The organism is Brachybacterium paraconglomeratum (assembly GCF_003994255.1).
GTDB classification, from domain to species: Bacteria; Actinomycetota; Actinomycetes; order Actinomycetales; family Dermabacteraceae; genus Brachybacterium; species Brachybacterium conglomeratum.
In genome coordinates this window covers 1-1,928 of sequence record NZ_ML133875.1, presented here as the reverse complement: position 1 = coordinate 1,928, position 1,928 = coordinate 1, and the positions used below count along the sequence as shown (strand labels likewise).

Here is a 1,928-nt window from a genome sequence, read left to right as displayed (position 1 = left end):
GTGATCGTCTTGATCCGGGTGGTGCTGCCCTCCCACGTGTAGGTGGTCGACAGGTTCGAGCGGACATCGGTCACCGTGGACAGGCGCGAGAGCGAGTCATAGGTGTAGCGGGTGACGGGCTGGGACTCGACCGTCTTCGTGCCCGCGTTGTACATCACCGCGGACACCTGCGTCAGGCGCTGGACCTGCTTCCCATTCGGGTCGGTGACCGTCGTGTAGCTCAGATCGATCGCCCGACAGCCGGGCTGCAGGGTGCCGCTGGTGGGGCACGCGGTGCCGGAGAGCCCATCGGGCAGCGGGGCCACGATCCGGGTGACGACCCCGGTGGTGGGGTTGTGCCCGAAGGTGGTGGACCCGGCCTGGCCGGGCTCCGCGATCGAGGCGGGCCGCCAGTCGAGGTTCTTCGAGGCCCCGCCCGTGACCGGCACGAACGTCGTCTTCGTGCCATCACTCTCGGTCACCACCAGCGACGGTGCCGCCGCGGTCCCGGTGAGGGTCGCGCTGACGCCGGACAGTTCGGTGTCCTCCGTGCCGGGTGCGAGGGCGCCGACGACGGTGCCGGTCTTGCCGGTGGCGTTGACGAAGACGAGGGCCTCACCCTCCTCGTCCAGCAGCGCGATCGTCCCGTCGCTCATCCGCTGGTCGATCACGTCCATCCCGGCGAGCCCCACCGCGTCATCGCCCTCGAGGTTCGCGGTGAACCCGGGACCGAACACGCCGGTCACGGGATCGGTCGGCCAGGCCTTCACATCCCCCGTTCCGGTGTAGGAGAGGTGGGAGCGTTCCAGGGTGAGGTTCGAGCCGTACCCGGGCACGGTCACGTCCGTGGCCGTGGTCTGGAACTCGCCCGTGTACAGGGCGACCTGCCCCGCCTCCACGTCGGTGGTGGGGTATCCGCCGCCGAAGGCGTGCGGGATCCGCACCAGCACCGACTCCTGCGTCTGCCCCGTGCACGAAGGAGCTGAGACTCCGGTGTAGGAGAAGCAGACCTGGAACTGCATCCGCACCGGGGCACGGGAGGTGTTGCCCGCCGCGGCCAAGGCCGCAGCCGCATCGAACGTCGAGGTGAACTTCACCTGCTGATTCAGCGGTGCGGTGACGTTCGTGGCCGTCCCCGCGTTGGTCCAGGCATCGTTCGTGCCGGCCAGGCGCCACTGCATCTGCGCGGTCACCGCGGTGGTCTCACTCGCGGTGCGCGGCGGGGCCATGGCCTGGACCTGGAACTTCCCGTTCGAGGCCGCCAGCGGGCCCGGAGACAGCAGAGAGGGCCCACCCCAACCGGTCGCGAACACCGCCGCGTCACTGCCCAGACGCGACGCCGTATACACCCGCGCCCGGATCTGATGCCCACCCTCGGTCTTCGGCAGCTTCACCGTCACGGACTTCCCCGCCGTGACCGTGTGAATCTCCGCCTTCACGTTCCCGTCGATTCGGGCATCGAGCTGGATCGCCTGGTTGTTGCCCGTCGTCGCCGGGGCCGTCACCGTGCACGTCACGTCCGCGCTCGGCGGCGTCTGGACCCAGCCGCCGTTGGTGTACGTGCTGCCGCAGGTGATCGTGGGCTTGGCCGGAGTGGCCTGCGCCGTCTTGATCACCGTCGACGTCGACCAGCCCCCGTTGGACAGGCCCAGCTCATCCGCCACGGACGCCCGCACGTACAGGGTCTTGTTGTCCGGCAGGTCCGCATCCGGGGTGCACGACAGGGTCGAGCCCGAGGCCCCCAGCGGCGTGGTGCACTTCGCGACCAACGTGGTCGCCGTCGCGGTCGCCGAGGTGTGGACCTGAAGATTCGTCTTGACCCGGTTCCCGTCTGGATCGGTCGCGGTCGAGGACAGGACCGGCCGCTTCCCCGGCACGAACGAGTCCTTCCCCGAGGTCGCCGCGCCCGCGACCGTCGGCGCAGTGGCGAGGTTCGGCTTGCGGTTGTA

General features: G+C 69.7%; 1 protein-coding gene. It reads right to left on the bottom strand.

The annotated features are described in order from the left end of the window. Window positions 1-1,928: hypothetical protein (locus tag DS079_RS16945; RefSeq protein WP_206516196.1), on the bottom strand; the 1,928-nt coding region annotated here is incomplete at both ends.